General features: G+C 37.3%; 7 protein-coding genes, 1 pseudogene and 1 other annotated feature. Of the genes and pseudogenes, 3 read left to right on the forward strand and 5 right to left on the reverse strand.

Annotated elements, in window-relative coordinates:
* Window positions 1–9: 9 nt before the first annotated feature.
* Together FC46_RS04455 and helD are read right to left on the reverse strand one after the other, a co-directional pair.
* The gene (locus FC46_RS04455; RefSeq protein WP_057798282.1) at window positions 10–651 is read right to left on the reverse strand and encodes an amino acid ABC transporter permease; all 642 of its coding nucleotides are present in this window, start codon (window positions 649–651) and stop codon (window positions 10–12) included.
* A 168-nt stretch (window positions 652–819) separates the two neighbouring features.
* Window positions 820–1,055 (reverse strand) — a binding site (T-box leader).
* A gap of 41 nt (window positions 1,056–1,096) precedes the next feature.
* Complete coding sequence (gene helD / locus FC46_RS04460) at window positions 1,097–3,394, reverse strand: RNA polymerase recycling motor HelD (RefSeq protein ID WP_057798271.1); 2,298 nt, start codon at window positions 3,392–3,394, stop codon at window positions 1,097–1,099.
* Between the two features lie 122 nt (window positions 3,395–3,516).
* Between helD and FC46_RS04465 the strand changes: the two genes are divergently transcribed.
* Window positions 3,517–4,203, forward strand: a complete 687-nt coding sequence (locus tag FC46_RS04465) for a matrixin family metalloprotease (protein WP_057798272.1) — start codon at window positions 3,517–3,519, stop codon at window positions 4,201–4,203.
* A 60-nt stretch (window positions 4,204–4,263) separates the two neighbouring features.
* A pseudogene (locus FC46_RS04470) lies at window positions 4,264–4,914 on the forward strand (histidine phosphatase family protein).
* Between the two features lie 40 nt (window positions 4,915–4,954).
* On the opposite strand, the gene FC46_RS04475 reads toward FC46_RS04470, so the two are convergent.
* The 3 genes from FC46_RS04475 to FC46_RS04485 are packed head-to-tail and all read right to left on the reverse strand — an operon-like array spanning window position 4,955 to window position 8,358.
* Complete coding sequence (locus tag FC46_RS04475; RefSeq protein WP_057798274.1) at window positions 4,955–5,716, reverse strand: DUF4097 family beta strand repeat-containing protein; 762 nt, start codon at window positions 5,714–5,716, stop codon at window positions 4,955–4,957.
* Window positions 5,717–5,736: 20 nt separating this feature from the next.
* The gene (locus FC46_RS04480) at window positions 5,737–7,590 is read right to left on the reverse strand and encodes an FtsX-like permease family protein (protein ID WP_057798276.1); all 1,854 of its coding nucleotides are present in this window, start codon (window positions 7,588–7,590) and stop codon (window positions 5,737–5,739) included.
* Between the two features lie 21 nt (window positions 7,591–7,611).
* Window positions 7,612–8,358 (reverse strand): ABC transporter ATP-binding protein, encoded by a 747-nt coding sequence (locus FC46_RS04485; RefSeq protein WP_057798278.1) that lies wholly within the window; start codon window positions 8,356–8,358, stop codon window positions 7,612–7,614.
* Between the two features lie 131 nt (window positions 8,359–8,489).
* Here FC46_RS04485 and FC46_RS04490 point away from each other — a divergent pair, with 131 nt between their 5' ends.
* Window positions 8,490–9,086, forward strand: a complete 597-nt coding sequence (locus FC46_RS04490) for a hypothetical protein (protein WP_057798280.1) — start codon at window positions 8,490–8,492, stop codon at window positions 9,084–9,086.
* Window positions 9,087–9,111: the final 25 nt, after the last annotated feature.

Genomic DNA, 9,111 nt, shown 5'->3' on the forward strand with positions numbered 1-9,111 from the left:
TCTTCACCTCTACTTGTAATAACTGAAGTGCTTTTCGATTTTCTTTTGTGCGAAAACGCAGATACTGATCAAGAGTAAATAGATTGCCCCAACTAAAATCAATGGAACTAAGGTAACATCACGGGCCATTGCCACATTTCCGGCTCTAAGAAGATCGCCTAAACCGATGACGTAAACTAATGAAGAATCTTTAACTAAGTTGATAACTTCGTTTCCAATTGATGGCAAGACAATTTTTACCACTTGCGGAATCACGACGTGAATCATTGTTTGAACGCGGCTTAATTGAAGTACTTGAGCTGCTTCAAATTGACCTTCGCTGATTGATTGCAAGCCGCCCCGGAAAATTTCTGCAAAATATGCGGCATAGTTTAGTACAAAGGCAAAAAGTGCAGCGTAATATCTTGGAAAGACAATACCGACGATTGGCAAACCATAAAAAACAAAGATTAATTGAAGTAGCAAGGGTGTCCCCCGCATAATCCAAACATAAAATTCTACTAGCCATTTTAACGGCTTAAACTTACTCATTTCACCTAGTGCCACTAATACACCTAGTGGCGAAGCCAAAATTAAGGTCCAAAAGAAAATTTTCAAAGTCATTAAACTACCAGACAACAGTGCTGGCATAATTTGCATTACATATTCCATTAAGACACCCACTTACTTTCATAAATATTTTTCTAAACAAAAAGTCCTCCTGGATTACTCCAAGAGGACGAGATTATCGTGGTTCCACCTCAGCTTCACAGTCTATTTGCACAGACTGCCTCGCTAGGTTTATTAATAAAAAAAATCGCCTTCCTAGATCAATCGATCTAAGAGGGCGATCTGCGTCGCGGTTCCACCTCGTCTTCACAACTGCCTCACGTCAGTTGCCTCGCTAAGTTTATTAATAAACCTTTAGCTATAACGGGCTATCCCGGGCTTCCCTACTAAGATTCAGGAAGACAACTAGTAGATGTGTGTTCATTTAGGCTGTTATCCTCTTCACAGCAACCGAGGACTCTCTGTTAACTTTACCTAAACTACTTTTTCTACTTCATCGTTTTTTCAAGTTTGAAATTATCTTAAACGATTATTAAAAGCTTGTCAATTATTTTTCAGTATAAGTTTCAGATTTTACATCAAGCAGTGGACTCTTTTCACCGGTATAGATGATATCGAGCTTATACATTGCTCTTGAAGTGATGGTATAAACCAATTGGGTTTCATCTAAATTGTGGTACGTTTTCTTAGAAGCATCCCACATAACAACGGCGTCAAATTCAAGTCCCTTAGCTAGGTATGATGGCACAACTAAATCCCCTGGAATCAGGCGCTGGTTAGCCGTCGCAATCAAGTTAACCTTTTGACCTAACTTCTCCATCTCTTCTTTGACATATTTAGCCCCTGCCAAGTCCTTAGTAATAATGGCAGTAGTAAAGTTGTTAGCGTCATTTTCCTTCAAAATTTCTTGAAGAGCAGTTAAAGCTTCTTGATCAGTCTTGCGACCATAAATTGCAGGAAGTGGTCCCTTACGGTTGAAGGCTTCGATCTTTTCACCTTGACGCAAAATTTGCTTGGTGAAGTCAGTAATCTCCTTAGTTGAACGGTATGACTTGGTCAATTGCACAACATCGGTCTTCTTAGGATCAAACAAGCCTGCGATCTGCTTAAGTAAGCTGCGACTTTCGTCTTTAGTAAAGATTGCTTGGTTTAAGTCCCCTAGCATAGTGAATTTAGCACGTGGAAAATTGAACTTCAGATATGCCAATTGAAATGGCGTATAATCCTGGATTTCATCAATGAAGGCGTAGCGCATTTCATAATCAGTTCTTCTACCTGTGATTAAATCATAAAGATAGAGGTAAGCTGAAACGTCATTCATGTGAATATCATGCTTTTTGAAGGCTTCCTTAACGCTTTCAACATGCTTTGCCCAAGCTTCTTCAGTGATATCCCACTTAGACAGATCAGTCATCTTAGGGACTGCTCTTAAGAAACTAATGTATTGCGCTCTTGTATTGATAAAATTATTACTGCGAATACGTTTGAAGACTGGTTGTAATGCTTTAATCACAATTTTGCGTCCCAAAAACTTTTCTTCTTCAGCTTCAGAACTGAATTCTTGATCTGGACGGTCATACAATTCATTCAGTTGTTCTTTACTCAAACTTTCGATTGCCTGACTTACCCAAGTTTTCTTAACTTCTGGAGCAATCTTGCGATTAAGCATCTTAATTAATTCTTCACGCGTTGCATCAATCCGGTTGGCTAACTTGTAGTTTTCGTTGTAAGAATAGTAAATTTCTTTGATCTTTTCTTTGTCAAAATATGGCTTCTTGGGATCGCGGAAGTTAATATTTTTGAAAATTACGCCGCGTCTGTTCAAGCGCTTAGCATAACGAGTCACTAAGTTAAAGAAGTTAACTGAATCTTTGAAGGCACTAATTTTGCTATCAGCCGTGTTATCTTCAAATTGCTTGAACAAATTCTCAACTTGCATCCCTGGAAGACGACGAGAAACAAACTGCCAGTAAGTCATTTGCACCATGTTTTGCTCACCCATCTCTGGCAAAACATTCTTGATGTAATCATTGAACAATTGGTTAGGACTGAACATGATGACGTCGCTTGAAGTCAAATTACCACGGTAGCGATAGAGCAAGTAGGCAATTCTTTGTAAAATTGCACTAGTCTTACCAGACCCCGCTGCACCTTGGACAAATAAAAGATCCGCACTAGTATTACGAATAATCTTATTTTGTTCTTGCTGGATAGTCGTTACGATTGACTTCATTTGCGTGGTTGATTTTTCAGACAAAGCCGATAAGAGCATTTGATCCCCAATTGATTCATTGGTATCAAACATATTCTCAATCTTACCGTCTTTTATTTGAAATTGCCGCTTTTTGGTCATATCAACGGTGATTTCACCTTCAGGTGAATTGTAAGAAACTTGACCCAATTTTCCATCATAGTAGATTGAGGAAATTGGTGCACGCCAGTCATAGATCAAGAAGTTGTCGTCATCATCGGCAAAAGAACCTAAACCAATGTAGATCGTTTCAGTCTTGTCTGCATTTTGCTCTTTAAAATCAACGCGGGCAAAATATGGACTCTTTTCAAGACGTTCAACTGTGTCAAGTTGTTTAGCTGAGTGTTGCCAATCGTGTTCACGTTCGCTTAGAAGTTGTTGTTGCTGGTGAATGGAAAGAGCAGTTTCCATTGAAGTGGAGTAGCCATCATAGTCAAGTTTGACATCGTCAAAGAAATGAGAATTAAGATTTCTTGCTTCGCTTTCAACCTTTTTGATTGATTTGCGTAATTTCTTTTCTTTGTCCTTAATCATTCCCATTACATGATCAAGGTGTTTTTGTTCATATTGTTTATCATCAGCTAATTTTGTCATATCTTCACCAAATTTCTTAAAAAAGTGCTGATTTTCTTAAAAAAACCTGCATATTATTTTATCATGAATCGCTTATGAGTTATAATTTTCTGGCTCGCAAGAATTGGAGATGATAGATCCGAATGAGAAAATTTTTTAGGGTTTTGCGAAACCTTATCCTAATCGGGCTACTTGCCTTCGGAGTTTGGAATTATCAAAACAATGCCAACTTCCGAAACGCAACTAACGACTCGGTTGCCACCTTAAGAAACCGAATCAGTCAGCTGATGACTAATGGAAGCCTCAACGCCCCAACTCTGGGTGATAATCCTACTAGTAAATCGCCTGACTCTAAAAAAGCCACACCCCTAAAAAAGGGCGCTTCTACTTGGGATAAGCCTGAAGCAAGCGTCTATATTGATTTAGAAAACAATCCAACTTTAAGAAGCGCCACCATGGACGCAATTAATATTTGGAATCGAACTGGAGCTTTTACTTTTAAACAAATTAATAATAAAAGTAAGGCCCAGATCGTTGTTAGTGCCGTAAGCGAGAGCGACACTTCAGCTGCCGGTGAAACCTACACCACTTATAATCCAGCAACCGCACACCTGCTTCATGCAAAGATTCAGTTGAATCGCTTCTATTTGCAAAACAGATGGTACGGTTACTCAAATGCAAGAATTGTTAATACAGTGGAACATGAATTGGGACATGCGATCGGCTTAAGCCATACAAATGGCGTTTCGGTCATGTATCCAAAGGGATCTTTTTATACGATTCAACCGGTTGATATCCGGGCAGTGAAAAAATTATATAGCGAGAAATAATTTTATTTTGCAATCACTTCTATTACAATAGGGGTGATTGTTTTTGTATAGGAGAAAATTATGAAGAAGATTTACATTGTTCGCCACGGACAAACTTACATTAACCGCTACAACAAAATGCAAGGCTGGTGTGACACACCATTAACTGAACCTGGAATTGAAGGTGCTGATGAAGCAGGCGAAGCTTTAAAGGATGTACCTTTTGACATTGCCCTTTCAAGTGACCTTAAACGTGCTAGTGATACCTGCGAAATCATTATGAAGCACAATGTAAATAAGAATGAATTGTAGCATATTGCTAGTCCGTACTTCCGTGAACAATTCTATGGCTATTTTGAAGGATTAGATTCTGAAATGGCTTGGCGCATGATTGGCGGCAGCCACGGCTATGCTACTCGTCAAGAAATGTTTGCTCATGAAAGTATCGATACGATCAAAGACTGGATTAAGGAAGCCGACCCATATCACGACGCTGAAAACTCAGAAGAATATTGGGACCGTCTTGATAAGGGCTTCAAGATGATTGGCGAATTAGATGGCGCTGAAAATATCTTGCTTGTGACTCACGGTTTCACCATTAGAAGTATTTGGTATCGTTATGGTGACAACATTCCGTTAGTACCTGGCCCACAGAACGCTTCAATTACGTTGATGACAATGGATGAAAAAGGTAATATTAAGATTCCTTTCTGGAATGAAATGAGCTTATAAAAAAAGTTTGCTTCGTTAGTTTGAAGCAAACTTTTTTTGATTATTCAATATCTACATCTCCGCCTTCGGCACTGACCTTAAGAACATTGGCACTATGAACACTCTTTTTATAAGTGCTACCATCTACATCATCATTATTGACTGATATGTCGCCGCCCTCAGCAGAAATATCGTATCCACTAGCATTATTTCTAGAAATATCAACATCCCCGCCTTCAGAGCTAATGCCAAAGCCAGTTTTGGTCTTTAGATCAGACGCTTCAACGTCGCCGCCTTCGCTATTGGCTTTTCCCCAATTAGTAGTAACATGTTCAAGATCAATATCTCCGCCTGCACTTTTTAACTTCAAAGTCTCAGCCTTGATTGAATCAAGTTCGATGTCGCCGCCCTCACTTAAAGCGTTAATTGAAGACATTTTCTTTGGTACAACAATCGTCACTTCAGCGTCTCCGCTATTGATTGAAAAGTTATTACCAGTTTTTTGACTTAATTTCAAAGTGCCGTTTTGAACAGTTACTTTAGGAATAATCTTCTTTTTACCGTGATACTTCACAGCAAATTCTTTACCAGTTTCAATCTGGATATCCCCACCAGCAATGGTTGCGTCAATTTTGTCAAAAGTTTGATTAGTCAAAGTTTTTCTAACAGTTGGGCCTGTGATTTTCTTACTATGCTTTTCAGCAAATCTCTCAACGCCGCCAGCAAACTTATCGGCTACGTCACCAATTGAGCAAGCTGATAAAGCTGCTGAAGTGGTTAATATTAATGCTCCTACCAAAACTAATTTTTTGAAGCTTTTCATTTTTAACTCCTCCAAAGAGTTTAATCTTTATTCAACACAATTCCTTCATATAATTTTACCGTAATTGCGTAGTAAATCAGATAGAGTACAAGGAAAATTGTAAACGGAATCCATATTCCGTCATATGGATTTGGCAATAATGACTTGAAAAATTGTAAGCCGAATAAAACATCAACAATCCCAAGTACTGCAGGAAGTGCAAACAAGATACCAATTTCTTTTGCAATTGAAGCCTTAAGTAATCTTCTGCGTGTTCCCATTTTCCAAAGCATCTTGTAACGAGGCTTATCGCTATTTGCACCTGATAAAACCTTGAACATCAAAGTTGAAGCAAGCATTGCAAGAAAAGCCAAACCTAAGAAGAAGCCCATGAATTCAAAGCCTGAAGCCATACCAGAGATCAAGCGGTATGAACTAGATTTTGAATTAGTAATATTAACTTGGACTGAATTATCTGTTACCTTTTCATTACCAATCATACTGTTAACAGCTAATTTTTGAAGTTTTTCAACATTGTTGAAATTAGATCTAAAGTTGTTAACTAATAACAAATATGAACTTTGCTGCTGAACATTAATCTTCTTATATTCACTTGCAGATACTACCTTAACTTGAGCATCAGAATATGGGGTAAGATTTGCTAATTGGTAACCCATTTCCACATTCTTATATGCTTTTTGATTCTTTAAACCTTTAACAGTAATCTCTTTAGTTGAATAATTTTGTTGGCCCTTTTTATCTTGGTAAAAATGTTGGAACTTGAGATTATTATCTGCAATTTCATTTTCTGAAACATAGATAGTTTGATTCTTCTTATCTTGAACAAACTTGTAATCAAACTTGGTTGTAGATCTTACAGAAACCTTCTTCATCTGCTTATCAACAGCTGAAGTTTTATTATAAACAACTACATCATAGTAAGTTGCCTTCAAAGCTTGATCAGTAAGGCTGTTAAAGTTAAGACCAACAGTAATTGCACCAAGTGCTAAAGCAAATAATAGCGATACAACTGTTAAGATGCGGTTATATTCACCTAATCTAAAACGTAATTGTCCTAAAGTGAATGAGTTAAGTTTCTTATATTTGAAGTTTTTGTTCTTTCTAAGCATGTTGATAACTGCTGTGAAGAAAGAATCAAAGACGAAGTATGAACCAATTACGATTGTGAAAAATCCAATCACAATTGAATTAGTCATCAAAATCTTGTAGTTGGCCATTGCGAAATAACCAGCTGCAAGTAAAGCAATACCTAAAATTGCTTCAATAACTTTCCAAGTCTTGTTGTAACGTAATTTTACAGGCTTTTGGTTTTCACGAAGTAAATTAATAACTTCTGATTTAACAAGTTTGCGACGGTTCCAAATAGCTGCTAAGAAGAACAAAATTGCAAAGAAAGCAAAAGTCCAAAAAAGAGCTGGTAAGTAAAAACCGACAAATTTATGAATTTGAAGACCTAATTGTGAGATTAATAAATTTGAAACCAGTTGTGTAAGACCGATACCGATCACAACACCTAAAGCTGTTGCAAGTAAACCGACAACTAAAGTTTCAAGGAAGATCAAACGACCAATATTAGAACTTCTTGCCCCTAGCATCATATACATCCCGTAGTCTTTTTGCCTCATACTCAGCAAAAAGCTATTGGCATAAACAATGTAAACAAAGGTAATGATTGCAAGAAGTGCAATCCCAAAACCGAAGACCATCCGCACAATTGAGAATGCGATGACCATATTTCCTTTCAAAAAGCTTGTGTTAGTCGCAATCGACATAAACATGTAAAAAATTGCACTAGCAAATGTTAAGCCAGAAAAAAGAACCATATAGTCCTTAAACCGGCTCTTAATTCCAGTAAGAGATAGTTTCCAGAGCATAATTATTTCCTTTCTTCTGTATTAACGTCGACCTAATTCTGCAATGATTTCTTGGTAAAATTCTTCACGACTCTTGTCGTTTTTCTTAAGTTCAGTTCCAATCTTACCGTCTTTGATAAACAAAATTCTTTGTGCATATGAAGCAGAATATGGATCGTGAGTAACCATCAAGATTGATACTTGATCTTTTTGGTTCAAATCTGACATTGTTTCAAGAAGCTCAGTTGCACTCTTAGAATCAAGCGCACCAGTTGGTTCATCCCCATAAAGAATACTTGGATTGTGGACAAGCGCACGAGCTGAAGCTACACGTTGCTTTTGTCCCCCAGAAATTTCGGCAGGATACTTATCTAAAATTTGCGTAATCCCCAAGCGACTCGCAATTGTTTCCACCTTATCTTGAATTTCTCTTGCCTTCACATTTTGAAGTGAAAGTGGCAAAGCAATATTTTCACGGTTAGTCAAATTTTCAAGCAAGTTGAAGTCTTGGAAGATAAAACCAATCTCCTTACCGCGGAAGTCTGCCATCTGGTTTTTCTTCAAAGTAGTGATGTCTTGATTATTTACAAAAACGTGACCAGTAGTTGGCTTGTCTAATGTGGATAAAATGTTTAAAAGCGTGGTCTTACCTGAACCTGACGCACCCATGATGCCGACAAATTCTCCTTTTTCCACACTAAATTCCACACCTTTTAATGCTTGGTATTGTTTTTCATTCTTTTTCCCATAAGTTTTAGTAATTTTATCAACTTTCAAAATATCGTTCATGATCTTTTCCTCGTTTCAAAATTGTTTTAAGTTTTACTGTATTATTTATATAATACAGTAATATATTTTGAGATCTTTGTCAATTAATATTGTTGAAAATTGTTATAATAAGTGCAGAATGTGAGGTACCTATGGTTGAAATTAACTTTAATTATTTGGAAGATAGCGCGCTTTTAAAAGACGATTACACTACTAGCCAACGCTTGAAGCAACTGTATGAAATTGACGACTACCGTGATGTTTTAATTAACGCGCGAATGCTCGCAGAAAACTTGTGCAAACAGATTTTTAAAATTGAAAACCTGAATCCCAATTATTATGTATCCACAAATGAACCACACAATTTGCGTAGCGACACTAAATATCTACGCCAAAATTTAGATTATCCTCTACTTGTGTTTAACCTATTTGATGAAATTCGCCGTATGGGTAACGAAGCGGTTCATGATTCAAAATATCAAGTTTCAAAAGAACAGGCTTGGCACGTTTTGTGTGCGATCAACGATATCATGGTCTTTTTGCTTAATTCAAATGAAGGCAAAAATTTGAATTACCTGCGTCCTGACATGATCATGGCAAGTAGCGATTTTAAAAAGCGCCAAATTAAGCAAGTTGAAATCAAACAAATTACTAATAACAATGCCGAAATGGCGCAGCAAGTTTTGCAAAAGAAAAAGCGCCGCTCATGGAAGAAGCGTAAGCGTCTAAAAATAAGGTACCTATCTTAGCTCCGTTTTCTGTCATATACTGACC

The sequence above is a fragment of the Lactobacillus kalixensis DSM 16043 genome, assembly GCF_001434335.1.
GTDB lineage: Bacteria > Bacillota > Bacilli > Lactobacillales > Lactobacillaceae > Lactobacillus > Lactobacillus kalixensis.